Origin of the sequence: Actinophytocola oryzae, assembly GCF_004364325.1 — a bacterium.
Lineage (GTDB): Bacteria > Actinomycetota > Actinomycetes > Mycobacteriales > Pseudonocardiaceae > Actinophytocola > Actinophytocola oryzae.
Map to the genome: position 1 here is coordinate 24813 of NZ_SOCP01000029.1, position 23137 is coordinate 47949.

A 23137-nucleotide genomic window follows, 5' to 3' on the forward strand; every position below is an offset into this window, starting at 1 on the left:
GTGCGGGTCGACAGCCGGCTGTCATGCGGCATCCACCCGCCCGCGATTACCTGACTTCTTTCCGTTCCCCGAGCCGTCCGGTGGTCCGTCCAGGTTCGGGTCGTCATCGGTGAGGCCCAGTTCGAAGTCCGCCGCGAGGTCGAACTCGGCCTGCTCCTCCACGTAGTCCGTCGCCCCTTCGCGGGGTTTCGGCTCGTCGGACGGCAGCTCCGGTGCGCGTGCCTCCGAGGCGATGACCGCCCCCGGTGCCACGTCGCGCAGGGCGTCCGGGGTCGTGTCCATCACGCCGCGCAGGTGGTCGAGGTGCGGGCCCGACAGGTCGATGCGGATGCGTTCCACACCGCCCGCGCCGTCGCCGAAGATGAACTGGCGCGGGGACGTGTCGCGGACCGCGTCGCGGTGGCCGCCGGGGCGACGGCCGAGGGAGGCCACCACCTGCTCGTAGCCCGCGCCCACCGGCACCTTCAGCAGCCGCAGCGCGTCCTCCTGTGCCTGGTCGTCGTCGAGTCGTCCGACGAACACCGAGTCCAGCAGCGTGACGAAGCCCTGGATGCGGAGGAAGTCGGCCGGGATCTGCGAGGACAGGAGCACACGAACGTTCCATTTACGGGAGTCACGGGCGAACCGGTTCATGAGCACCCGGCCCGTCGGCACCTCCGACAGGAAGAACGCCTCGTCGATCCACACGCCTTTGCGAGTGTCCTTCGTGCGTTCGTAGATCGACCGCTGCGTCAGCCACGCCGCCAGGTTGAGCATCTCGACACCGAGGGACTCGGCGTCGGTCCAGTGCTCGCGGCCCACACCGTCCTTCGGCAGCGTCAGGCCCGCCATGGTCATGACCGTCAGGCGGTCGTCACGCTGCTCGGTGTACGGGTCCGCGTCCTTCTCCGGGATGAGCAGCGACATGCGCTCCCGCATCTCGTCCAGGAAGTCCGCGACCACGACCGCGTGCTCGTGGTGCTCCGACGCGTCCCGCCGCAGCGCCTCGAACACCAGGCTCGGGTCGGCGTCCGCGCGGCCACCGACCATGCGGACCGCCCGCAGCAGCACGATGCGGGTCTGCGGCATGCGTGCGATGTCGTAGGGCAGCAACCCGGTCAGCACGTCCAGCGCCAGACGACGCCTGGTGGCCGCCGCCAGTGCCTTCTCGCGCCGCCACGCGCGCTCCGGGTCGTCCTCGTCGCGGAAGTGGTCGAACTGCGGCTCCGCCACCACCCGGTACGGGTTCAGGATGCCGGGCTGTGCGTTCAACAGGTTGATCGGCCGCGCGTAGGGCCGCAGCTCCGGCAGGTCGCACAGCTTCGTCAGCGGGCCGGACGGGTCGAGGATCGTCCAGTGGGCCCCGGCTCGCAGCGTCTTGTAGACGATGCCGCCGCCGAGGAACGACTTGCCGCCACCGAGACCGGCGACCATCGCGGTCAGACCGGACCCGTCGCGGATCTCCTGGGCCATCCACGGGTCCCACGCCACCGGGCGCCGGGTCGCCGTGCACGTCTCGCCGAGCAGGATCCCCCGCCGGTCGCCGACCTCGGCCGTGGCCGTCGGGACCGCCGCCGCGGCCCAGACCACCGAGCCGCGCCGCATGTACGCGGAGGAGGCCAGGTGCTCGCCGGGGATGAACTCCCTGGCCAGCGCGTACTGGGCCTCCGGGTGCTCGATCGCGACCTTCGGCTTGTACAGCTCGAGGACCTGCTGCGCGAGGCGCAACGCGTCGCGCTCGGTCGGGCCGGACACCGCGAGCCGCCACCACGAGCGCACCCGGGTGGCCAGGGCGGTGAAGCCCGAGGTCATCTCGTCGTCGATCTCCAGCACCCGCGACGCCTGGCGGGCCAGCGACTGCGGCGGCTCCAGCTCGTGCTCGTCGGTGTAGTGCCGGACCTGCGAGCGGACCTTGTTCATCTGTCGCGCCAGCTCGCCCTGGACCTCCTCGGGGCGGCGCACGTAGATGCGTGCCGACCACTCGACGGACGCCGCGAGGCGGTCGGAGTGCTGCAGCCAGGGGTCGTCCAGCTCGGGGATCTGCAGGCCGTGCATCTGCCCGACGGTCAGCACCGCGACGTGTCGCGTCATGCCGGCGTTCGAGCCGGTGCGGCCGCGCACGGTGACGGTCGGCGCGTAGGGCTCCTGGTGGAAGTCCGCCGCGTCGGTGAACGAGGCCAGGTCCTCCGGCTCCCACACCGAATCCGGCACCGCGGGCAGGTTGCGCGGCGCGGGCAGCCCCAGCGAGCACGACCGGTGCATCAGCCAGGACATCTCCTGCGCTGAGGCGGGCCTGCCCTCCAGCCCGGCGGACGCGATCACCTGGTCGAGGTGCTCGACCTCGGAGTCGATGGCGAGCAGCTCGGCGTCGACGGCGGCCGGGAAGATCCTGCGCAGCAGTGGCGCGGCGCGCTCGACGGCCCGGTCGACCATGTTGCGGGTCTGGACCTGGACCCCCAGGTAGACCTCCTTCTCCGCCATCGACCGGCCGAGCAGCTGCTGCTGCTCGCCGATCAGGTAGTCGTCGAAGGACAGCGCGCCGGAGGTGTCGGGCAGGCGGTTGACCGCGTTGTGCACGTGCGCCTCGGCCCACATGCGGATCGGGTACGGCCTCGTCGTGACCCGCAGGTGCATCCAGCGGCCTGCCAGCTCCGCGTACTGGCCCGCGATCGCGGCGATCAGGTCCTGGCGCTGCGAGTCCGAACGGAACGACCAGCGCTGCGGCGCCAGCCGGTACCACGCGAACACGTCGGTGCCGTTGCGAAGGAGGTGACCATCGATGCTTCGGGCCGCGATCGACGGGGTATACGTGGGAATGGACTGCTCCCCGGGAAGACGACGGTTGTGCTTGTTGTCGCCGGCCGGCCGGTACTGCGGGGCCGGCGGTGGTACCTGTCTCGCCATGGGTGGGTCGAGCAGTTCGTGATCCGGTGCGGCGTGCCGGCCCCTGAGGTTCGCGGACGGCTGCTGGTGACGTCTGGCGGGCGCCGGGTACGGCGTGCCTTGCCGCGGCTCAGGCTCGTGCTTGCTTCGTCGTGCGAACACCGCGCCCCCTCCCGCGTCTCGTCGGTTGCCGCCTCGGCCGGGTCGTGCTGACCCGGACCCTGGTGGCGGTGACGGCGCCGCCCTGACCCGCGCTCGTCTCCCGTGGCGCGGTCAACTCGCGAATCCACATCGAGGCCACCGCCGACAGCGGCCGCTCGTGACTGATCTTGGCGCAGATGATCCTGGTCAGCAGGATGGTGGCCACGATCCCCCACGCGATCGCCCAGAAGAGCGAGATCCCGAGCTTGCGCTCGACGGTGAGCACGATGAGGAAGACGAACACTCCGACGCCCCACGCCACGTAACGGGCCCGCCAGGGCATCGTGGCCCGTGGGGGCCCGAGCCAGACGGCGTCGACGCGGTACACCTCGTCGTCGGTACGAATGCGCACAGGTGCCCTCTGCTCAGCCGGTGAAGAGTCCGGCGATCCAGGTGCCGATGTTCTTGCCGGCGTCCGTGGTCACCGCCAACCCGATGATGGCCAGGGCGACGATCACTCCGCCGAGCCGTCGCATGACGCCGGCGTTGTCTCCCTTGCCGCCGCCGAGCCACAGGAGGAGGAGTGCGACCACCAGCAGCAGTAGCGGGATGATGTTGTTCAGGATCCAGTCACGGACCCCGCTTGTGCCCAAACCACCGGTTTCCTGGGCGAGCTCGAGGGTGGTCATGGCGATCATGTTCTTAGCTCCCGTGTGCGCGGCCGCTGATGCCTGCCGTTCGTAGACGAGTAGAGCACGCTCACATCACGATGTGTAGTGATGAGAGGGCGCTCCGTAGATCATCTTCTGACGCGGTCATATTCTCCTCGGCGCTCGACGACGTGCCATCTGACCACACACATGATGAAGCGCGAAGGGCCTCCACGTCGTCACGGTCACTCGTCTGTACCAATATGTCGGTAGGTTCACCCACTTGCTGAGGGCGTCCTAACTGTAGGTGCGGGACGCGACGCGTCAACCCACCACTACACGGTTGGGTGTCACCCATTTGGCGTATCGCAACACCTAGAGGTGTATTCGCCACACTGTCCTTGACCGTTCTACCCGCACGTGGAGCGGGCCGAGATCACACACGGTCCACCATGGTCCCCGCGGTGTGGATCGTGATCGAAACGCCGCACACCAAGCGTCTCCTCCTCGGGGTTCGTGGCCCCTGGGCTGGGCGGACGAGCCGGCATGTAAGCCGGATCCTGTCCCCGGCCTCGCGGCCGGTGGGCGGTCATCCATCTGGACCTGCCGTCGCCGACAGGCTCTAGCGGCCTACCCGCAGGCTCGGGCGAGCAGCCCTCGAACGCCTGCGCGAGTACCCCTTTCGGGGCACCCTTCTTGGCCTTGCTCCGGGTGGGGTTTACCTAGCCACTCCGGTCACCCGGAGTGCTGGTGGTCTCTTACACCACCGTTTCACCCTTACCTGGCCACGTTGCCGCCAGGCGGTCTGTTCTCTGTGGCACTGTCCCGCGGGTCGCCCCGGGTTGCCGTTAACAACCACCCTGCCCTTCGGAGTCCGGACTTTCCTCGACGGGCTCATCACCCGCCGCGACCGCCCTGCCGACTCGTCCGCGTCACCAAGGGTAACGCCCCGCCCAGAAGTGGATCATGGCAACCTGTGCGCGGCCGAGGTTTCGCCCGCCGAGTCTCCCACCTCCTGCGCCGGATGTCCGCTCCAGTTGTCCACAGGTCGAGTTGTCCACAACCAAGATCGACATCCCCGCAACTGTCACCCCCTGCCGGTAGACTGGCGTGGCGGGGTGCCCCCGGGATCGGGTGGGGGCTGCCCGAGGTGACCAGCTGCGTTGGCATTGATCAAGATTTTGCGGACCAGTGCGTTCGTGTGGTGACGTGGCCGTCAGGTCAGGTGTGAGGTGTCGTTGACCAGGCGCACCGAGGCGTTGCCGTCCGGGTAGAACTCCACGATCGACAGCGACGCCAGATCGAGGTGCAGGCGGAACAGCAGTGACGGGCCCGCGTCCAGGCCTATGCGCAGCAGCGACTTGATGGGCGTCACATGACTGACCAGTACCACGGTCTGACCCGCGTACCGTTCCACCAGTTCGTCGCGGGCCGTCGTCACCCTGGTGTGGACCGCGTTGAAGCTTTCGCCGTTCGGTGGCGCCGTGGCCGGGTCACCCAGCCAGCGGCGGTGCAGGGCCGGGTCCCGCTCGGCCGCTTCCTGGAACGTCAGCCGCTCCCAGTCGCCGAAGTCGGTCTCTATCAGGCCTTCGTGGGTTTCCACCTCGTGGCCCGACGCCGACGCCACTTCCTCCGCTGTCTGCCTGGCGCGGCCGAGCGGCGACGAGACCACCGCCGCGAAGTCCAGTGTGGACAGTCTGGTCGCTGCCGCCTTCGCCTGCCGCACGCCGGTTTCCGTCATCGGGACGTCGCCGCGACCCGAGTAGCGGCGTTCGCCGGACAGCGCGGTTTGGCCGTGGCGCAACAGAAGCAGGCGGGTGGGCGTGCCTGTCGCACCCGTCCAGCGGGCGGGTGCCTTCGCGTCGAGGCCCGCCTGTGCGTCCATCGCCTCGTTGGCCAGGCGGTCCGCGTGCGTGTTCTGCGCTCGCGGGATCCACGTGTAGGTGACCTCGTCGAACGACGACGCCACTGACGCGGCCGTAGCGGCCAGCGGTTTGAGCGCCTCGTTCCTCACCTGCCAGCGGCCGGACATCTGCTCGACCACCAGTTTCGAGTCCATGCGGACGGCCACGACCGTGGCGCCCAGGTCCCGTGCCGCCGACAGGCCCGCGATCAGGCCCTGGTACTCGGCGACGTTGTTCGTCGCCAGCCCAAGGCCCTCGGCACGCTCCGCCAGGACGGCACCGTCCGGGGCGAAGACCGCCGCGCCGTAGCCTGCCGGCCCGGGGTTGCCGCGTGAGCCGCCGTCGGCCTCTACGACGACCCTCACAAGCCGGACTCGCCGGTGCGGACCATGATCGCGCCGCACTCCTCGCAGGTCACGACCTCGTCGGCGGCGGTGTTCGCGATTCGGGAGATCGCGCTGCGGTCCAGTTCGATGCGGCACGCGCCGCAGCGGCGGGCACGCAGCAGCGACGCGCCGATGCCCTTGTTCCCGCGGACCCGTTCGTACAGGTCCATCAGGGGCTGCGGGAACGCCGGCGCGAGCTTCTCGCGGTCCGCGGAGCGGCGGGCCCAGGTCGTCTCGAGGTCGGCCAGCGCGTGGTCGCGGCGGCCCGCCGCGTCCGACAGCGCCTCCTCCGCCTTCGCCAGCTCCACCGACGCGTGCTGGCCGTCCAGCTCGACCGCCTCGCGGCGCTCCATCAGCTCCAGCAGCTCGTCCTCGAGCGTGGTCTGCCGACGCTGCAACGTGTTCAGCTCGTGTTCGAGGTCGGTCATCTGCTTGGCGGACACCGTGCCGCCTGCCATCAGCGCACGGTCGCGGTCCTCGCGGGCGCGGACCGCGTCGATCTCCTTCTCCTGTCGCTTGACCTCGCGGTCCAGGTCGCCGAGCGCGGTCTCGTTCGCGACCTTCGCATCCTTGCGAGCCTGCACCGACATCTCGGCCTCGGCGATCTCCGCGAGCTCCGGCAACGTCCTGCGCTGGTGGTCGACGCGAGCCAGCTCGGCGTCGACGTCGGCGAGCTCGAGCAGCCTGCGCTGCACTGCGGGATCGGCTTTCAACCTGGGATCCTCCGGTTCTGTCCGGCCGTTGCGACGGCCCATGGATCGGTGCGACGGGTTGACACGGTGATGTCGACGTTACCGCCGAACCTCTCCCGCAGGATCGCCGCCGCCTGCTCGCACCACGGCCACTCGCTCGCCCAGTGCGCGACGTCGACCAGCGCGGGCGCGCCGGGCACGGCGAGATGCTCGCTCGCCGGGTGATGGCGCAGGTCAGCGGTGACGTAGGCATCAACGCCCAGCGCGGTGGCCATGGCGAGATGGGAGTCGCCGGCACCACCGGCCACGGCGACCCTCCTGATCGGGCGGTCCGGGTCGCCCGCGCCACGCACCCCGGCCGCGGTCTCGGGCAGCGCCTCGGCCACCCGGGCCACGAAGTCCCCGAATGGTTCCGGCGCAGGCAGCTCGCCGATCCGACCGATGCCGGTGCGCCCGTCCTCCTTGGGGTCGAGCGGGCCGGTGACGGTCAGCCCCAGGGCGGACGCCAGCGCGTCGGACACGCCGGGGAAGGCGGAGTCCGCGTTGGTGTGCGCGCAGAAGAGCCCGACGCCGGCACGGATCATGCGGTGCACGAGGCCGCCCTTCGGCGTGCTCGCCGGGACGCCGTGCACTCCCCTGAGCAGCAGGGGATGGTGGGCGACGAGCAGCTGCGCGCCGGCTTCGACCGCTTCGTCCACTGTGGATTCGACGGGGTCCACGCAGATGAGGACCCTCGAAACGGGCTCGGCCGGGTCGCCGCACACGAGCCCGACGGCGTCCCATGACTCGGCGAGCGCGGGCGGGTAGGCCGCTTCGAGTGCCGCGACGACGTCGCCGACAGTGGTCAAGGTGTGCGTACCTCCGTGGTCAGCTCGGCGAGTGCGGCCAGCAGGTCCGCGCACCGCGCCGGTTCACGCACCGCCACGCGCAGGTGGTCGGTGCTCAGTCCGGGAAAGGTATCGCCCCTGCGGACCGCGATGCCCCGCTGCCTGAGGGCGAGGCGCACGTGCTCGCCGTTCGGGACCTCGATCAGCAGGAAGGGCGCGGCGGCCGGCTCGTGGACGTGGACACCGGGCAGGTCCCCGAGCTGCTTGGCGAGCCACGCGCGGTGGTCCTCCAGCTCCCTCGCCGCGGCGGCGGCCTCCTCGACGGCGTGCGGCTCGGCACAGGCGGTGACGGCTTCGAGGACGAGCGTGCCGACGGGCCAGTGCGGGCGGTGCGTCGCGAGCCTGCGCAGCAGGTCGGGGGCGCCGAGCGCGTAGCCGGCGCGGAGGCCGGGGAGGGCCCAGGTCTTGGTGAGGCTGCGGAGGACGAGGAGCCCGGGCAGGTCCGCGCCGGCCAGGGACTCGCGCTCGCCGGGGACGGCGTCCATGAACGCCTCGTCGACGACGAGCACGCGTCCGGGGCGGGCGAGGGCGCTGATGGTCGCGGCGGGGTGCAGCTCGGAGGTCGGGTTGGTGGGGTTGCCGAGGACGACGAGGTCGGCGTCGTCGGGGACGGGGTCGCGGTGCATGACCCGGTGGACGGGCACGCCCGCGGTGCGGAGGGCGACCTCGGGCTCGGTGAAGGAGGGGTGCAGGACGGCGGCGAGCCGGGGGGCGAGCGCGGGCAGGAGCGCGAACCCCTCCGCGGCCCCGTTGAGGACGAGGACGTCGTCGGGGTCGCGCCCGTGTCGAGCGGCGACGGCCTCACGGGCACGGCTGTCGTCGAGCGCGGAAGGATAGGTGCCGAGGCGGCCGAGCGCCTCGGCGAGCCGTTCACGAAGCCAGGTGGGCGGCGCCGACCCCCGGACGTTCACGGCGAAGTCCTGCAGGCCAGGCGCCGCGTCCACGTCGCCGTGATGCCGCAGGTCGCTCATCCGGGCGATCATAATTCGCCGAGAAACCCAGCTGGTTGCGCAGGCAGCCCCCACCCTGTCCCGGGGGCACCCCGCCACGCCAGTTTACTCGGTGGGGGTGACGGGAACAGCAGGTCAGGCCTGGGGTGTGGATGGTTGGTAGGGCTGTGGACAACTCGCCCACGAGTCAGCGACGCAGGCCGTAGCGTGCCGGGCCGATGCCGAGCAGTTTCGTGAAGTGGCGGGTCAGGTGCGCCTGGTCGTAGAAGCCGGCCAGTGACGCCGCCTCCGCGGCGGGGCGGCCGGCCAGCAGGTGTCGGCGGGCCAGCTCCAGGCGGCGGCCCGTGACGTACCGGTGCGGCGGGATCCCGAACTCACGGCTGAACGCGCGGACCAGTGACGCCGGGTGCACGTCGAGCGTCAACGCCGCGTCGTCCAGGGTCGGGGTCTCGGGGAGGCGGGCGTCCAGCAGGTCGCGGAGGCGGTGGGCGACCGAGGCCCTCGCCGGCGGCGGCGCCTCACCGGCGGCGAGGTGTTCGCGCAGGCGGTCGCGGATCAGGGCGAAGCGGCTCTGCGCCTCGAGGTCCTCCGTGTGCAGGGACAGGTGCAGCTGGTGGATGCGGTCTCGCAGCAGCGGGTCCCGCAGTGACGGGTGGTCGACCGCCGCGCCGACGCCGGTCAGGGTGTCGCTCGCCAGGTACAGGACGCGCTTGCGGAAACCCTCCGGGCTCACCGACCGGCCATCGTGCGGGACGCCCGGTGGCAGCAGCGTGACCTGCGAGCGCAGCGCGCCGTGCTCGTGGCGGTCCAGGTCGTAGCGCACCATGCCTGCGTCCACGATCAGCAGCGTCCACGCGTCGTGCGTGTGCGACGGGTACGCGTGGGTGGTGAACCGGGCGTGGAACACCTCGTGGATGCCGGGCACGTTCGGGCGCCACGCCGTGATCTCGGGGCCCATGGTCAGAAACGTACAAGACCCCGGCGGTCCGTGCGGCGATCCTCGCTTCGTGAGCTTCTCCACCAAGATCGCCGTGGTCGTACGGGACGACCTGCCCGTCTGGCAGCGGCTGAACGTGTGCGCGTTCCTCGTCAGCGGGGTGGCCGGGGCCGTTCCCGAGCTGCTCGGCGAGGCCTACGAGGACGCCGACGGCACCAAGTACCTCGCGATGTTCGGGCAGCCGGTGCTCGTGTTCGAGGCACCCGCCGAGGTGCTGACCTCGGCGCACCGCAGGGCGCTCGACCGGGGCCTGCCGATGTCGGTCTTCACGGCCGACCTGTTCGCCACCGGCAACGACGAGGACAACCGTGCCGCGGTGCGTGCCGTCCCACGAGATCGGCTCGACCTCGTGGGACTGGCCGTGCACGGGCCGCGCAACGCCGTCGACAAGGTCGTCAAGGGCGCACGCATGCACCCCTAGAGCCTGGTGACCGCGCCGGTCCGCAGCTCGTAGGTCGCCGAGACCACCCGCACCCCGTGGTGGGCGACCGCGTCGCTGACGATGTTGGACCGCTCCTGCAGGTACTTCGCCGCGCGGCGGGCCTGCTCGGCCACGCAGGCCGCGAGGAACTCGGGCGCGTCCGGGTTCGGCGGCGTGGCCCTGACCGCGGGCTCGATCGCGCGGACCAGGGTCGAGATGTCGCCGGACACCGCGGTGCCGTGCTGCACGACGTCGATCGTCGCACCCACCGCCCCGCAGCTCTCGTGCCCGAGCACGACGACGAGCGGGACGGACAGGTGCTCGACGGCGTACTCGATGCTGCCGATGACCGCCGTGTCGAGGACCTCGCCCGCGGCACGGATGACGAACAGGTCGCCGAGCCCCTCGTCGAACACCAGCTCAGGTGACACCCGAGAGTCGGCGCAGCCGAGAACTACGGCGAACGGGTGTTGTCCTGCCACCAAGGACTGACGCCAGTCGAGGGACTCGTGCGGGTGTCGCTGTTCACCTGCGACGAAGCGGGCGTTGCCTGCGAGCAGCTTCCGCAGCGCCTGGTCCGCGGTGAGGGGCGTGGCCTGGGGATCGTTGGTACGACGGCCAGGGGTGGCCGCTGCCGGGGCGGCGCCCGCGGCAAGGGCGGCGACCCCTGCCGAAGCGCCGAGCAGGGAGCGCCGGGACAGCTCGACGCGATCAGTGTTGGTCACGCAGCGACACTATGACCACTCGATCGAGTGAAACCCGTGATTACGTTCACAGACGGTCGGGCAGGAGCACTGGGACCTGCCCGGCGGCATGGCCGAGGCCAACGAACCACCCCGTACCGCCGCCGAGCGTGAGCTGCGGGAGGAGCTGGGGTTGGTCATCACCGCTGGTCGGCTCCTGGTGGTGGGCTGGGACGGGCCGCACGGGCCGTGGGACGACCAGCTGGTGTTCGTGTTCGACGCGGGTGTGGTCACCGCCGAGCAGGTCGCCGCCGGGCACCACCGACTACGGGGAACGAACCCGCTCCTGACACACGGCGTACGGAACACTGGTCGCATGGTCGACGCCCCCTCCCCCGCCGATGAGACCGCCGAATCCCTCCATGTCTGCTTCGTCTGCACCGGCAACATCTGTCGTTCCCCGATCGCGGCGTTGGTGTTCTCGGCGTGGCTGGCACGGGAGGGGCTGGCCGATCGCGTGCGGGTGACCAGTGCGGGGACCGGGCCGTGGCACGCGGGTGAGGCCGCCGACCCGAGGGCGCGGCGCGTGCTCGCGGCGCACGACTACCCCACCGACCACGTGGCCGCCCAGGTCTGCGACGACCACCTGTCGGCGGACCTGGTGGTCGCGCTCGACGGCGAGCACCGGGCCGCGCTGCGGCGCCTGAGGGTCGGCGACGTGCGAATGCTGCGGTCGTTCGACCCGGACGCCGACGGCGACGACGTCGCGGACCCCTACTACGACGACTACGCGGACTTCGAGGAAGTGCTCCGCCAGGTGGAGGCCGCCATGCCAGGGATGGTCGAGTGGGTGCGCACGCGGATCTGACCGCCGAGGCGGCGGTGCGGGCTCTGCTCGGTCGGGATGTGGCCAGGGTCTCGCCGCTCGGTGGGGCCTACCGGGTCCGGCTCGACGGCGGGACCGAGGTGGTGGCCAAGCGGCACGCGGCGGTCGGCGCTCTGAACGCCGAGGTCGCGGGCCTGCGATGGTTGAGCCCCGACACCGACGGGTGCCCCCGGGTGCCGGGCGTTCTGGCCTTCGACGACCAGTGGCTCGTCATGGAGGTGGTGCCCGCCGGACGACCCTCACGTGACACCGCCGAAGGGTTCGGGCGGGAGCTTGCCCGGCTCCACGGGCTCGGGGCCACCGCCCCCGGGAGTGCGCCGCCCGGCGGGCCCGTGGACGCCTGGATCGGGTTGGCCCCCATGCGGAACGTCCCCGGCACACGTTGGGGTGAGTGGTATGTCGAGCACCGGGTGCTCCCCTACCTCCGGAAGGCCGTCGACCTGGGCGTTCTGCATGATCCCGCACCCATCGAGGCCGTCTGCGGCCGGATCGGACAGCTTGCCGGGCCCGACGAGCCGCCTGCCCGACTGCACGGGGACCTGTGGAGCGGGAACGTCCTCTGGAGTGACCGGGTCTGGCTCATCGACCCAGCCGCGCACGGCGGACACCGGGAGACCGACCTCGCCATGCTGGCCCTCTTCGGGTGTCCTCACCTCGAGCGGATCCTGTCGGCCTACGACGAGAGTGCGCCGCTCGCCGACGGGTGGCGGGAGCGCGTCGCCCTCCACCAGCTGTTTCCGCTGCTCGTGCACACCGTGCTGTTCGGCGGCGGGTACGGGGCGCAGGCCGTCGCCTCGGCGCGGTCTCTAGCATGAGGGGTGTGCGGCTGCGGTTCATGCTTCGCCCGGGATGGTTGGCGCTGACGGCGTTGGTGCTGATCTTCGCCGCTGTCTGCTTCACGCTGCTCGCGCCGTGGCAGTTCCGGCGCCACGACGAACGGTCCACCACCAACGACGCGATCGGCACCTCGGCCAACGCCTCACCCGTGGCGCTCGACACCGCTCTGCCCGCCGGGCAGGAGCCTGGCGCCGGGACCGAGTGGCGGACCGTGCGGGTCACTGGTCGCTACCTGGCGGAGGACGAGGTCGTGGCGCGGTTGCGGACCGTGCTCGGGCAGGCCGCCTTCGAGGTGCTGACGCCCTTCCGGCTCGCCGACGGGTCGGTCGTGCTCGTCGACCGCGGGTACGTGCGACCCGTCCAGGGTGACCAGGCCCTCGCCGTGCCCGACTTCGCCGCACCGCCCGCGGGCACTGTCACGCTCACCGCGCGGCTTCGAGCCGACGAGCGGGATCCGCGGGACCGGCCCCCGGAGCGGCGGGACGGGCGGTTGCAGGTCTACGCCGTCGGCGCCGGCGTGGTCACGCACGCCACCGGGCTCGACCTCCGGAGGGGCTACCTGCAGCTCGACGACGACAACCCCGGCGTGCTCACCGCGCTGCCGCTGCCGGAGCTGGACTCCGGGCCGTTCCTCTCCTACGCGCTGCAGTGGATCGCGTTCGGGTCCATGGCGCTGCTCGCCCTGCTGTACTTCACCTGGCGCGAGATCAAACCCGGCGGGGTGCTCGCCGCACCGAAGGCGGAGCGGCCGCGCCGGGTGTCCGTCGCCCGGCAGATCGCCGAGGAAGAGGCCCGCGAGCAGCAGTCAGCGGCGGCCGCGCAGTAGCGCCACCAGTGCGGCCAGTGCCGTCGTCAGGCTGCCGACCACCCTGGACAGCTCGACCGCGCGTGTGACGTGACCCGAGTCCGGGGTCCGGCCCTCGCCCAGGATCGGGCGCTCCTCCACGCCGTGGTCGTACACCGTCCGGCCGCCCAGGCGGACCTCCAGCGCACCCGCGAACGCCGCCTCGACACGGCCCGCGTTCGGGCTCGGGTGTGCGGCCGCGTCGCGGTGCCACGACTGCCACGCGCCCCGCCACGAGCCGCCGACCACCGGCGCGCCCGCCACGGTCAGCGCCGCGGCCACGCGAGCCGGGACCAGGTTCAGCAGGTCGTCCAGCCGCGCCGACGCCCAGCCGAACTTTCGGTAACGCGGCGAGCGGTAGCCGACCATCGCGTCCAGCGTGTTCACCGCGCGGTAGCCCAGCATGCCCGGCACGCCGGCGACCGCACCCCACAGCAGTGGCGCGACCACGGCGTCGGAGGTGTTCTCCGCCACCGACTCGACCACCGCCCGCGCGAGGCCCTCGGCGTCCAGGGTGGCGGGGTCGCGGCCACACAGGTGCGGCAGGCGTTCGCGTGCCGCGGGCAGTTCACCCGCGTCCAGCTCACGGCCGATGGCGGCACCCTCCACGGCGAGCGACCGGCCGCCGACCACGACCCACGTGGCCGCGGCCGTCGTCAACACCTGGAGGACCGGGTTGCGGCGGCCGACTCGCTCGACCATCACGCCCAGCGCCACCACGCCGCCGCTCAGGACCGCCGCGTGCACCACGCCTGCGACCCTGTCGTCGCGGTAGAGCACCCGTTCGACCTTCTCCGCGACCTGACCGAACCCGGCGACCGGGTGCCGTCGTCGCGGGTCGCCGAACGCCCCGTCCGCGGCCACCCCCAGCAGCAGGCCGACCGCACGTGCCACGCTGACCAAGTGTCTTCACCCCGTTCCGTGCGGAGGACACGGTAGCGCTGCTCTAATGAGGGGCATGTTGCGGGCGCGGCGACGCGGGTTCTTCAAAAGGGTGTACGAGGTCTCCTCCGACGACCAGCCGGTCACCACGCTCGTCGGTGGGCGGCGGGAGAGCTGCGAGTTCGACATCGCTGGTCAGGGCTACCGCATCGAGCGGGTCAACCGGCGGCAGTTCCGGCTCACCGGGCCGGATGGTGCGGTGGCCACGGCCGACCGCAACAGCGGGCGGGAGTGGGCGATCCACGCGAGCAGCGGCAACCTCACCCTGGCGCGGCCGTCGATCTGGCGGTCGAGGTGGGAGGTCCGGCAGCGCGGCACGGCCAAGGGCGAGATCCGCCAGGACGGCATGTTCACGAAGACGTACTCGGCGGGCGTGCCCACCGATGTCCCGCTTCCGGTGACGGTGCTCGCGTTCTACGTCGTGCTCGTCCTCTTCGCGCGGGACCAGGCCGCAGCCGCGGCCGCGTCCAGCAGCTAGGCCTCCGCCCACCCCTTGATCATCTGGTAGGCGATCGAGGTCTCGCCGGGGAGCTTCAGGTCCGGCTGTTCCTCCGCGAACGCGGCGAGGACCTCGGCGCGGGTGACCCAGCGGGCCTCCTCGATCTCGCCGTCCGCCGGGATCAGGGGTGCGTCGCGGTCGACGGCCAGCGCCGTGAAGCCCACCATGATCGAGCGGGGGAACGGCCACGGCTGGCTGCCCAGGTAGCGGATGGCGTGGACGTCGATGCCCACCTCCTCGCTGATCTCGCGGGCCACGCACGCCTCGAGAGACTCGCCCGCCTCCACGAAACCGGCCAGCACCGAGTACCGGCCAGGCGGCCAGATCGGTTGGCGGGCAAGGAGAACCGACGAACCGTTCTCGCCGTCGTCGTCGTGGACCAGGCAGATGACCGCCGGGTCGGTGCGGGGGTACTCCTCGCGACCGCAGCCCGTGCAGTGCGTGGCCCAGCCCGCGTGCACGCGTTCGACGGGTGCGCCGCAGTTCGCGCAGAAGCTCGCGCGGCGGTGCCAGCTCGCCAGCGCCACCGCAGTCGTGAACAGGCCCGCCGCGGTGTCCGACAGCAGTGCGCCGGTCGTGCGGAGGTCGTGCCACTCCTCGCCGTCCTCGGACGTGGCGCCCGTCCACAGCCCCCACGAGCGGTCCGGGGAGCTGACGTTCTCCTCCAGCTCCTCGTCCGAGGTCAGCGCCCAGTAGCCGACACCGTCCAGCTCGCCGAGCAGCATGGCCTCCGGCGGGAGGTCGCCTGCCGTCGGTCTCGTCGACAGCTCCGACGCGTCCGCGCGTACCGGGGTGCGGCCCTTGCGGTCCACCAGGACCACCCGGCCCGTCGCCCACAGCTTGGCCAGTCGTGCCGGATCGGTGCGGGCAGGCTCCTCCCGGTCCACAGTGGACCGGGAGAGCCGCGGCACCGCGGCGAGTTGGAACAAGGTCACTCCGCTACGCCACCCAACGACTTCAGCGACCGCAGCTGTGCTGCGTCGCCGACCACCACACCGGTGAACCTGGTGGGAGAGAAGAACTCCAGCGCCGCCTCGGCGACCTGCTCCCTCGTGACCTCGGCCAGGCGGCCGGGGTGCTCGGCCAGCCACTCGGCACCGAGCCCCAGCGGGACCAGCGCGGCCAGCTGCGACGCGAGACCGGTCTGCGACGCCGTGGCGATCAACAGCGAGCCGATCGCGTACTGGCGGACGGTCTCGACCTCGTCGGTCGTCGGCGGGACGACACCGAGGCGGGCGAGCTCGTAACGCATCTCCAGCAGCGCGGGCGCGGTCACCTCGCTGGCCGTGTCCGCGTCCACCAGCAGGGTCGCGCCGCGCACGGTGAACTCGAGCGACGACCGCGCGTGGTAGGTGTAGCCCTTGTCCTCGCGGATGTTCTCGACCAGCCGGGACGAGAAGAACCCGCCGTACACCAGGTTGGCAAGCTGCAGCGCCGGGTACTTCGGGTCGGTCCGCGCGATGGCCTGCGCCGACAGCCGCAGCTGCGACTGCACGGCACCCGGGCGCGGCACGAACAGCACGTCGCCACCGTCCACGGACGGCAGGTCCGGCAGCTCGACCGCGCTCTTGTCCGAGGCCCAGCCCGCCAGCGCGTTGCCGATCTTCGTGATCGCCTGGCCCGGTTCGACGTCGCCGACGAACACCAGCACCGAGCCGCGCGGCAGCACCGAGCCCTGGTGCATGGCCCGCACCTCGTCGACCGTGACCGTGGCGACGTCCGAGGCCTGCGGGGTCTCGCGGGTGAACGGGTGGTCGCCGTAGCGGCGCTGCTGCAAGGCTTCACGGGCGATGACGCTCGGCTGCGACCGCGCCACCGCGATCCGCTCCACGAGCCGCGCCCGCTCCCCCTCCACCTCGTTGTCGGGGTAGGAGGCACCGGTCAACGCGTCGGCCAGCACGTCGAGCAGCGTGTCGAAGCCGCTCGCCAGCGCGTTGCCGCCGATCGAGAGGCGCTCGGGGTCCACGCCCGCGCCCAGCTCGCCGCCGACCAGCGCGAGGTCGGTGTCCATGGCGACGCGGTCGCGGCGGGCCGTGCCGGTGAGGATCGTCGCGGCGAGCACCTCGGCGATCGCGGCGTGCCTGCGGTCGCTGCCCGCGAACGGGATGCGCAGCCGAACCTCGGCCATCGGCACGGTCGGCGAGTGCACGGCGATGACCCGCAAACCGTTGTCCAGCACCGTGTCCACCGACTGCAGCCCGGTCGCCGAACGCTGCTCACCGAGATCGGGCAGCGGCCGAGGACCCAGCTCGGTGCGGCCGATCTCGGCGGCGGTACGGAACGTCGTCACTATTTTCCTCCTGCGTTGGTCTGTGTCGCGCCGTGCATCCGCCGGCCGCCTCCTTCCGTCATCGCGCGCTCGACGCTCGTCCCTCGCTCACGAGCGCGCTCTTCGGTCAGTCCGGCGGCGGGCTCCTGCACTACGCTCCTGCGGGCGTCACGGTCAGCACCGCGCGCGAGTCGGGACGCAACGTCTTGGCCGCGGCCGACACGGCGTCCGGCGTCACGGCGGAGAGTCGGTCGGTCAGCTGGTACACGAGGCCTGGCTCGCCGTAGAGCAACTCGAAGGCGCCGAGCGCGAGCGTGCGGGACACCAGCCGGTCGTGCTCGCGGTGCAGGCTCGCGACCCAGCGGGCCGTCACCTTCGCCAGCTCCTGGTCGGACGGCGGCGTGGCGGCGAGCCGGTCCAGCTCCTCGTCGACGGCACGCAGCACGCGGTCCTGCGTGACCTCCGGCGAGTGCACGGCCGTGATCGTGAACGTGTCCGGGTCGCGGGCCTCGAACGGGCCGAACAGGCCGCACGCGGCGTTGACGTCGGTGACCAGCGGCTCCTTCAGCACGAGCCGCTGCTGCAGCCTTGACCCGTCGCCCTCGGCGAGCACCGAGGCGAGCACCAGGTTGGCCAGGTAGCCGTCCAGCTCGTTGATCGGGTCCGGCATGCGGTAGCCGATGGCGAGCGCGGGCAGCGGCGCGTGCGGGTCGACGTGCTCCGACTCCAGCTGGCCCGCCGGCCTCGGCTCGCCGAACGACGGCCGGTCGGGGGCGGAGCGGGCCGGGACGTCACCGAAGTGCTTCTCGATCAGCTCGCGTGCCCTGCCCAGCTCGACGTCACCGGCGACGGTGAGGATCGCGTTGGCGGGCGCGTAGTAGGTGTCGAAGAACTGCGCGCAGTCGTCGAGGTTCGCGGACTCCAGCTCGGTGAAGTCGCCGTAGCCGTTGTGGGCGTTGGGGAACGTCTTGTACAGCACCGGCGGCAGGAGGATCCACGGGAACCCGCCGTAGGGCCGGTTCAGCACGTTGAGGCGGATCTCCTCCTTGACCACGTCGATCTGGTTGCGCAGGTTCTCGGCGGTGATCTTCGGCGCCCGCATGCGGTCGGCCTCGAGGAACAGCGCGCGCTCGAGGCCCGCGGAGGGGAGCACCTCGAAGTAGTCCGTGTAGTCCGGGTGCGTCGAGCCGTTGAAGGTGCCGCCCGCGGACTGGACGTGCCGGAAGTGGGCCAGCTTCTCCAGGCTCTCACTACCCTGGAACATGAGGTGCTCGAAGAGGTGCGCGAAGCCGGTGCGGCCCTCTGGTTCGGAGCGGAACCCCACGTCGTAGTGCACGCTCACACCGACGACCGGAGCGGTCGGGTCGGGGGCGAGAACCACGCGTAGTCCGTTGGCAAGCGTGAACCGGGTCAGCTCATTTCCAAGCATGACCGCAGCCTACGTGGACCCACCGACCGTCGGCGTCTAACCCACCCAGCCTGTGGACAACTAGCCCAGCCGTGTACTAGAGCGCCTCTCAGCGCGGCGGTTGGGCACCGCCCAGCGCACGGTCGAGGGCCATGAGGAACGCGGCGAAGCGGGCCGGGAACTCGGCGGGGCTGCCGGTCTCGTACCAGTAGATGCCTGGTGTGCCGTCGGCCGAGGTGTCCAGGTCGGCGAAGCGGCGGACCCACCCCTCGACCTCGCCGAGCACCACCGCGTAGGGCAGCGACCGGGACAGCACCATCTCGCGGTCGACGGCCGGGATCGTGCTCGCGTCCGTGGCGCGCAGGTAGCTCAGCAGGCCGCGGACCTGCTGCACGAGCACGCTGCCGCGCCTGGTCCTGGCAGGCATCATCCGCGCGCCGAGCGCCAGCCCGAGGCCGCCGACCACGAGCGCGAGGCCGAGCAGCGCGTTGCCCACGGTCAGTGCCAGCACGACCGTGGCGACGACGCCGAGGAACGCCAGCAGCACCCCGACGATCGACCACAGTGACCGATCGTGGTCGGGTCGACGGGCGAACCACTCGCGGGAGACCACGTCCGTGTACATGGCGTCACGCACGGCACCCAGATCGACGCGCAGGCCCGTCACCGGCACCTCGGCTGCGTCGCCGAGCAGCTGCCGGTAGACGGTCCGCTCGTAGTCGGTGAGCGAGGCGTCCGGCGGGTTGCGGCGCACGAGCGCCCACTCCCCCTGGCCGGTCTCGCGGATGAACAGGTAGTTGCGCACCGCGAGGTCCACCACGGTCGCGGCCACGTCCGAGACGTCGACACGCTCGTCGACCACCGTCCCGACCTGCCCGGGCAGGACACCGTCCGGGGAGGCGAACGCGACCCGACCGCCGTCGCCGGTCATCAGCAGCTCGACCGGGCCGACGTCGGTGGCGAGTGCGCGGGCGTCACGGCCGCGGGCCAGCCACAGCAGCATGAAGCCGCCGACGAGCGCCAGTACGAGCGCGCCGAGGCCGACGCCGCTCGCGGTGGTGAGGCCGAACGCGCCGGCGGTGCCGATGTCGTCGAACCTGGCGTTGGCGCCGACCGTGCGGGCGGGCAGCTCGACGGTGAGGTCGACGCGCTCGCCGACCGGCAGGCCCTCCTGCTCGACCCGCAACACCTGCGACTCGTCGGTGAGCGCGACGCCGCACTTCGAGTCGGTGCCGAACGCGCCCGCGAGGCAGGACACCGACCGCGGCCGCTCCGGCGCGATGAACGACGCACGCAGGAACCGGACCTTCGTGTCCCAGCCGCTCGCGACCTGCCAGCGCACCTCCTGGCGCCCGTCGAGGTCGGTGACCGCACCGTCCACTTTGTACCTGATCGTGGTGGCACCCTCACCCACCCTGATGACGAACTCGTCGCCCGCGATCTCGGTGGTGGCGTTGCCGCTGACCCGCACGTCCCGCACGGTGAACACGCGGTCCTGTTCGTCGCCCGCCTTGATCCGCAGCGGCGCGCGGCGGGTCATGGACTTGCGTGCCTGCACGAAGATCTGCTCGGACACCGAAAGACTTCCGTCACGCTCCAGCTTCAGCGCGATGTTGATGCTCTCCGGCAGCAGTGGCTTGACCCCACCCGGCAGCGGCGCCCCGGCCGACCGGGACTTCGGCGGGTTGAGCATGGACGGGTCCAGGCTCGGTTTCCCCGGCGGCTTGAGCGACGGCACGCTCGACGGCGGCTTCGGGTCCGACGGCAGGGTCGGCTGTGCCCCCGCCGACTGCCCCAGACCAACCAGCACACAGATGGCGGCAACCGCCGCACCGGGAATCCCCCACTTCGCCAACACGCCTGCGGAGGATAGTGCAGTGCCCATATGCTCACCCGCTGTCTGACAGAACTCAGGGGGAGACCGGATGACGCAGCCGCCACAGGGCCCCTGGCGACCCATGGGGCCACTGCCGCCGCCTCAGGCCAGGCCACTTCCGCCACACCCTGTGCCGGGTTACGGTCCGCCGCCCGGTCAGCGGCAGCCGACGCAGCCCTACGGCGTCCCTCCTGGCATGGGCATGCCACCCGGGGTGCACGGCATGCCACCCGGTCAGTACCCGCCGCCCCCCGGCTACCCGCCCCGGCCGGCGACGCCGCCGTGGGCGCAGTACCCCGGCTACCAGCACCGGCTCGCGCCGAGGAAGCCGTCGAACACCGGCGCGCTGCTCGCCACGATCATCGTGGTGGTGCTGCTCGGCGGCGTGGCCGTCTTCGGCTTCCTGTCCATGAGCTCCAAGGGCGACAGCGTCGCCGACACCGGCTACGACCCGTCGTCCACCTCCACGTCCTCGTCGGATCCCTTCCCCACCACGTCCTACACGACCACCACGACAACGACGACGACCGAGACGACGGAGACCTCCGAGGACGACACCCCGACGGAGACCACGCAGGACGGCCCCCAGCCGGTGCACGCGCTGGAGGACAACCCCCTGTTCGCAGGCGACATCGGCACCCCCGCGGTGACGTGCGACCTGGCGCGGTGGGAGACCACCCCGGCGGGCGCCGCCGCGTTCTTCCAGAGCGCGATCCCGTGCCTGGACGCGGCGTGGGCGCCGGTGCTCCAGGCCCAGGGCCTGCCGTTCTTCTCGCCGAACATCGCCTTCCCCGAGGGGACGCAGTGGGACAGCGCGTGCGGGTCGTCCAACACCGGGGTGGCCGCGGCGTTCTACTGCAGCTACGACAGCACGATCTACATGCCGTTCGCCGGTCTCCAGTCGGAGATGTACGGGGCGCGGCCCGGTGTGTACCTCGCGCTGCTCGCCCACGAGTACGGCCACCACGTGCAGGCGCTGAGCGGTGTGATGGAGACCTACTGGGACGCCCGCTACGACGCGGGTGCCGACACCGACGCCGGGCTGGAGCTGTCGCGGCGGTCGGAACTGCAGGCGCAGTGCTTCTCCGGCATGTTCCTGGCCTCGGTGTACGGCCGCGGCTCGGTGGACGACAACCTCCTGACGGAGGCCCGCACGAGCCAGGACCGCGGTGACCACAACCCGGACCTGCCCCGCGACCACGGCACCGACGACCACGCCATCGGCTGGTGGGAACAGGGTGCGCAGCAGAACCGCACCTACCAGTGCAACACGTGGATGTCGCCGCCGGAGGACGTCGCCTAGAGGCGCAGCGGGGCGGGCAGCCTCGTCGTGCGTGGCCCTCTTCTGACGAGGAAGGCGTAGCCTGCGCCCGCCACGCAGCTGAGGACGATCAGCAGCAGACCGAGCCCCTGGCCGTCCTCACGGTCGCCCGTGGCGGCGTCGGAGGCGTGGACCACCAGGTCGGCGGGCAGCACGCCGACCGGGACGGTCACGTCGACCGGCTCGTTCCTCGCGTGGCCGCAGCCGTCGTAGCGGGCCTCGTGGAGCCTGCCCGAGACGGTGAACTTCACCGTCGAGGTGGCGTCCGGACTGCTACACGACGCGCCGGTGACGATCGTGGCGCGGACGGTGTGCCCCAGGTCCTCCGGCGAGGCGCCGAAAAGCCCGGACAGACCGACCGCCGTGGCGATCAGCACCCCGGAAACGACTACCCCGGCCCCAGTCGCCGCCCATCGGATGAAACCCGGTGGGATGGTTACACCCCGGATCCGCACACTGCGATGCTCCCAGATGGCGGAAAGTCACCGACAGGTGTCAGTCCTCGTCCGCTGGGGTGACTTTCTTGACGTACAGCAGACGATCGCCGACCTCGATGGCGTCCGCCTCCGGGTGGTCGACGCGGAAGAGCTTCCCGCTGCGGACCACGCCGAGCACGATGTCCGACAGGTGCCTCGGCGAGCCGCCGATCTCGCTCTGCTCGACATCCCGCTCGGCGATCGCGAGGCCGGACTCCGGCGTGATGAGGTCCTCGACCATGTTGACGACGGTCGGGGTGTGGGTCGCCATGCCGAGCAGCCGCCCGGCCGTCTCGCTGGACACCACGACCTGGTTGGCGCCGGACTGGCGCAGCAGGTGGACGTTCTCCGCCTCGCGGACGGCCGCCACGATCTGCGTCTTGGGCGCCAGCTCGCGTGCGGTGAGCGTGATCAGCACGGCCGAGTCGTCCCGGTTCGCGGCCACGACGACGGCACGCGCACGGGGCACGCCGGCGACCCGCAGCACGTCGGACCGGGTGCCGGAGCCGTGCACCGTCACGAGGCCCATCGCGGACGCGGTCTCGAGCATGGCCGTGTCGGTGTCCACGACGACGATCTGCTCGGGCTGGTTCCCGTCGGAGAGCACGGACCGCACGGCGGAGCGCCCCTTGGTGCCGAACCCGACGACCACCACGTGATCGCGCACCTTCGTCCTCCAACGTTGCAGCTTGAACGCCTGGCGCGACCGCTCGGTGAGCACGGCGAGGGTGGTGCCGACCAGGACGATGAGGAAGAGCACCCGCAGCGGGGTGATGATCAGGACGTTGACCAGCCGCGCCGACGCGCTGACCGGCGTGATGTCGCCGTAGCCGGTGGTCGAGAGCGAGACGGTCGCGTAGTAGAGACAGTCCAGGAAGGACAGTCCGTCGCCGTTGCCGTCGCGGTAGCCGTCCCGGTCCAGGTAGACGATCATGACCGCCGCGAACAGCGCGACGAGGGCCCAGACCACCCGCCGCGCGATGGACGCGACCGGACTGACGGTGGGCTCCGGCATCCGGATCACGCCTGCCAGCGCGTGGTCCGGCCGGTCGGTGAGACGGTCGGCCAGCCGCGACATGCGGGGCCGCCGTTGTCGGCTGGGGTCCGGGCTGGTCACGGCGGCGAGATTAGCCCACGCCGGTCCACCCCCCGGACCGGCGTGGGCCCGCATCAGGTGAGCGGCTCGTCGGTCCACGTCGACTGGTC

22 protein-coding genes, 1 other RNA gene and 1 pseudogene are annotated in these 23137 nt (G+C 71.6%); 7 read left to right on the forward strand and 17 right to left on the reverse strand.

Annotated elements, in window-relative coordinates:
• Nucleotides 1-21 precede the first annotated feature (21 nt).
• From CLV71_RS44565 to CLV71_RS44605, 9 genes are all read right to left on the reverse strand, one after another.
• A complete protein-coding gene (locus CLV71_RS44565) occupies nucleotides 22-2883 on the reverse strand; it encodes an ATP-binding protein (protein WP_133909079.1) in 2862 nt (953 codons plus the stop codon).
• Nucleotides 2884-2992: 109 nt separating this feature from the next.
• Complete coding sequence (locus CLV71_RS44570) at nucleotides 2993-3415, reverse strand: hypothetical protein (RefSeq protein WP_243867415.1); 423 nt, start codon at nucleotides 3413-3415, stop codon at nucleotides 2993-2995.
• A gap of 13 nt (nucleotides 3416-3428) precedes the next feature.
• Nucleotides 3429-3701 carry a hypothetical protein gene (locus CLV71_RS44575; protein WP_133909023.1) on the reverse strand — a complete coding sequence of 91 codons (273 nt, stop codon included), beginning with the start codon at nucleotides 3699-3701 and terminating at the stop codon, nucleotides 3429-3431.
• Between the two features lie 485 nt (nucleotides 3702-4186).
• Nucleotides 4187-4579: RNase P RNA component class A (gene rnpB, locus CLV71_RS44580), an RNA gene on the reverse strand.
• Between the two features lie 290 nt (nucleotides 4580-4869).
• Nucleotides 4870-5922, reverse strand: a complete 1053-nt coding sequence (locus tag CLV71_RS44585) for a bifunctional RNase H/acid phosphatase (protein WP_133909024.1) — start codon at nucleotides 5920-5922, stop codon at nucleotides 4870-4872.
• Complete coding sequence (locus CLV71_RS44590) at nucleotides 5919-6656, reverse strand: zinc ribbon domain-containing protein (protein ID WP_133909025.1); 738 nt, start codon at nucleotides 6654-6656, stop codon at nucleotides 5919-5921. Before CLV71_RS44590 ends, CLV71_RS44585 begins: the two co-directional genes overlap by 4 nt.
• Entirely contained in the window at nucleotides 6653-7483 is an 831-nt protein-coding gene (locus tag CLV71_RS44595) for a Nif3-like dinuclear metal center hexameric protein (protein WP_133909026.1), read from the reverse strand. Before CLV71_RS44595 ends, CLV71_RS44590 begins: the two co-directional genes overlap by 4 nt.
• A complete protein-coding gene (gene cobC / locus CLV71_RS44600; RefSeq protein ID WP_243867417.1) occupies nucleotides 7480-8493 on the reverse strand; it encodes an Rv2231c family histidinol phosphate aminotransferase CobC in 1014 nt (337 codons plus the stop codon). Before cobC ends, CLV71_RS44595 begins: the two co-directional genes overlap by 4 nt.
• Nucleotides 8494-8659: 166 nt before the next feature.
• Nucleotides 8660-9430 carry a helix-turn-helix transcriptional regulator gene (locus CLV71_RS44605; protein WP_133909028.1) on the reverse strand — a complete coding sequence of 257 codons (771 nt, stop codon included), beginning with the start codon at nucleotides 9428-9430 and terminating at the stop codon, nucleotides 8660-8662.
• Here CLV71_RS44605 and CLV71_RS44610 point away from each other — a divergent pair.
• Nucleotides 9429-9890 (forward strand): DUF2000 domain-containing protein, encoded by a 462-nt coding sequence (locus CLV71_RS44610; RefSeq protein WP_133909029.1) that lies wholly within the window; start codon nucleotides 9429-9431, stop codon nucleotides 9888-9890. The two genes, CLV71_RS44605 and CLV71_RS44610, sit on opposite strands and share 2 nt — an antisense overlap.
• Here CLV71_RS44610 and CLV71_RS44615 read toward each other — a convergent pair.
• Entirely contained in the window at nucleotides 9887-10615 is a 729-nt protein-coding gene (locus CLV71_RS44615) for a carbonic anhydrase (RefSeq protein ID WP_208298047.1), read from the reverse strand. The genes CLV71_RS44610 and CLV71_RS44615 overlap by 4 nt on opposite strands.
• A gap of 64 nt (nucleotides 10616-10679) precedes the next feature.
• Between CLV71_RS44615 and CLV71_RS50340 the strand changes: the two are divergent.
• The 4 genes and pseudogenes from CLV71_RS50340 to CLV71_RS44630 all read left to right on the forward strand — a co-directional run.
• Nucleotides 10680-10847: pseudogene (locus CLV71_RS50340) on the forward strand (NUDIX domain-containing protein); the annotation flags it as partial.
• Nucleotides 10848-10859: 12 nt separating this feature from the next.
• Complete coding sequence (locus CLV71_RS44620; RefSeq protein WP_341771721.1) at nucleotides 10860-11441, forward strand: low molecular weight protein-tyrosine-phosphatase; 582 nt, start codon at nucleotides 10860-10862, stop codon at nucleotides 11439-11441.
• Nucleotides 11420-12274 (forward strand): fructosamine kinase family protein, encoded by an 855-nt coding sequence (locus CLV71_RS44625; protein WP_243867419.1) that lies wholly within the window; start codon nucleotides 11420-11422, stop codon nucleotides 12272-12274. Before CLV71_RS44620 ends, CLV71_RS44625 begins: the two co-directional genes overlap by 22 nt.
• Nucleotides 12275-12279: 5 nt before the next feature.
• Complete coding sequence (locus tag CLV71_RS44630) at nucleotides 12280-13122, forward strand: SURF1 family cytochrome oxidase biogenesis protein (RefSeq protein WP_133909031.1); 843 nt, start codon at nucleotides 12280-12282, stop codon at nucleotides 13120-13122.
• Here the strand turns inward: CLV71_RS44630 and CLV71_RS44635 are convergent.
• Nucleotides 13102-14034 carry a cobalamin biosynthesis protein gene (locus CLV71_RS44635; RefSeq protein WP_133909032.1) on the reverse strand — a complete coding sequence of 311 codons (933 nt, stop codon included), beginning with the start codon at nucleotides 14032-14034 and terminating at the stop codon, nucleotides 13102-13104. The two genes, CLV71_RS44630 and CLV71_RS44635, sit on opposite strands and share 21 nt — an antisense overlap.
• 64 nt (nucleotides 14035-14098) lie before the next feature.
• On the opposite strand from CLV71_RS44635, the gene CLV71_RS44640 reads away from it, so the two are divergent.
• Nucleotides 14099-14560 (forward strand): hypothetical protein, encoded by a 462-nt coding sequence (locus tag CLV71_RS44640; protein WP_133909033.1) that lies wholly within the window; start codon nucleotides 14099-14101, stop codon nucleotides 14558-14560.
• Here CLV71_RS44640 and nudC read toward each other — a convergent pair.
• The 4 genes from nudC to CLV71_RS44660 form a co-directional block, all read right to left on the reverse strand.
• Complete coding sequence (gene nudC, locus CLV71_RS44645; RefSeq protein ID WP_133909034.1) at nucleotides 14557-15516, reverse strand: NAD(+) diphosphatase; 960 nt, start codon at nucleotides 15514-15516, stop codon at nucleotides 14557-14559. The two genes, CLV71_RS44640 and nudC, sit on opposite strands and share 4 nt — an antisense overlap.
• On the reverse strand, nucleotides 15513-16874 hold the full coding sequence (locus CLV71_RS44650) for a M16 family metallopeptidase (protein WP_133909035.1): 1362 nt from the start codon (nucleotides 16872-16874) through the stop codon (nucleotides 15513-15515). Before CLV71_RS44650 ends, nudC begins: the two co-directional genes overlap by 4 nt.
• Nucleotides 16875-17001: 127 nt before the next feature.
• Nucleotides 17002-18279 (reverse strand): M16 family metallopeptidase, encoded by a 1278-nt coding sequence (locus tag CLV71_RS44655; RefSeq protein WP_133909036.1) that lies wholly within the window; start codon nucleotides 18277-18279, stop codon nucleotides 17002-17004.
• Nucleotides 18280-18367: 88 nt separating this feature from the next.
• On the reverse strand, nucleotides 18368-20116 hold the full coding sequence (locus CLV71_RS44660) for a DUF2207 domain-containing protein (protein ID WP_133909037.1): 1749 nt from the start codon (nucleotides 20114-20116) through the stop codon (nucleotides 18368-18370).
• Between the two features lie 214 nt (nucleotides 20117-20330).
• On the opposite strand from CLV71_RS44660, the gene CLV71_RS44665 reads away from it, so the two are divergent.
• The gene (locus tag CLV71_RS44665; RefSeq protein ID WP_279588806.1) at nucleotides 20331-21437 is read left to right on the forward strand and encodes a neutral zinc metallopeptidase; all 1107 of its coding nucleotides are present in this window, start codon (nucleotides 20331-20333) and stop codon (nucleotides 21435-21437) included.
• Here the strand turns inward: CLV71_RS44665 and CLV71_RS44670 are convergent.
• Both CLV71_RS44670 and CLV71_RS44675 read right to left on the reverse strand, forming a co-directional pair.
• A complete protein-coding gene (locus CLV71_RS44670; protein WP_133909039.1) occupies nucleotides 21434-21832 on the reverse strand; it encodes a hypothetical protein in 399 nt (132 codons plus the stop codon). The two genes, CLV71_RS44665 and CLV71_RS44670, sit on opposite strands and share 4 nt — an antisense overlap.
• A gap of 118 nt (nucleotides 21833-21950) precedes the next feature.
• A complete protein-coding gene (locus tag CLV71_RS44675; RefSeq protein WP_133909082.1) occupies nucleotides 21951-23009 on the reverse strand; it encodes a potassium channel family protein in 1059 nt (352 codons plus the stop codon).
• Nucleotides 23010-23137: the final 128 nt, after the last annotated feature.

Coding starts and splice junctions, on each gene's coding strand:
- CLV71_RS44565 (WP_133909079.1), bottom strand. CDS start 2,883: ATGGCGAGACAGGTACCACCGCCGGCCCCGCAGTACCGGCCGGCCGGC.
- CLV71_RS44575 (WP_133909023.1), bottom strand. CDS start 3,701: ATGATCGCCATGACCACCCTCGAGCTCGCCCAGGAAACCGGTGGTTTG.
- cobC (WP_243867417.1), bottom strand. CDS start 8,493: ATGAGCGACCTGCGGCATCACGGCGACGTGGACGCGGCGCCTGGCCTG.
- CLV71_RS44610 (WP_133909029.1), top strand. CDS start 9,429: ATGGTCAGAAACGTACAAGACCCCGGCGGTCCGTGCGGCGATCCTCGC.
- CLV71_RS44605 (WP_133909028.1), bottom strand. CDS start 9,430: ATGGGCCCCGAGATCACGGCGTGGCGCCCGAACGTGCCCGGCATCCAC.
- CLV71_RS44640 (WP_133909033.1), top strand. CDS start 14,099: ATGTTGCGGGCGCGGCGACGCGGGTTCTTCAAAAGGGTGTACGAGGTC.
- CLV71_RS44655 (WP_133909036.1), bottom strand. CDS start 18,279: ATGCTTGGAAATGAGCTGACCCGGTTCACGCTTGCCAACGGACTACGC.
- CLV71_RS44665 (WP_279588806.1), top strand. CDS start 20,331: ATGGGCATGCCACCCGGGGTGCACGGCATGCCACCCGGTCAGTACCCG.
- CLV71_RS44675 (WP_133909082.1), bottom strand. CDS start 23,009: ATGTCGCGGCTGGCCGACCGTCTCACCGACCGGCCGGACCACGCGCTG.